This is a genomic window from Pseudonocardia sp. SID8383 (genome assembly GCF_009864975.1).
GTDB classification, from domain to species: Bacteria; Actinomycetota; Actinomycetes; order Mycobacteriales; family Pseudonocardiaceae; genus Pseudonocardia; species Pseudonocardia alni.
In genome coordinates this window covers 1-499 of record NZ_WWFY01001041.1, presented here as the reverse complement: position 1 = coordinate 499, position 499 = coordinate 1, and the positions used below count along the sequence as shown (strand labels likewise).

The following is a 499-nucleotide window of genomic DNA, read 5'->3' as shown; positions in this document are numbered from 1 at the left end:
GGCCGGGCGGCCGTCGCCGCGGGTCGTGGTCGGGGTGCCGGTGTCGGCGACGGCCGAGCCGGACCGGGTGCGGGCCGCGGCGGCCCGCGACTACGCCGGCTACGCCCGGCTGCCGTCCTACGAGGGGGTGCTGGAACGCGAGGGACTGAGCTCGCCGGGCGGGCTCGTCGTCGCCGGGGACGAGAACGTGATCGCGGCCGGGATCGCCCGCTACGCCGACGCCGGCGCCACCGACCTGCTCGTCAGCCCGCTGGGCGACGCCGCCGAGCGGGCCCGCATCGTCGCCGTCCGGGGCCGGATCGCGACGTCCTGAGCAGCGCGCCGAGATGCAGCCCAGGGCTGTCGTGGGCCGCCCCGGGCAGCCCTGCGCTGCATCTCGATGACGTCCGGGCGCGCGGTGATCCGCACACCGGCACCAGGACGCGCGCCCGGATCCGCCGGGACGCGGCACGGCGGGGTGTGCCGCGTCCCGGCGGAACGGGTCAGGCGACGCGCGGAC

Annotated in this window: 1 pseudogene; it reads left to right on the top strand. The window is 79.2% G+C overall.

What is annotated here, in order from left to right:
- Positions 1 to 313, top strand: a pseudogene (locus GTW08_RS24915) (LLM class F420-dependent oxidoreductase); the annotation flags it as partial.
- Positions 314 to 499 lie beyond the last annotated feature (186 nt).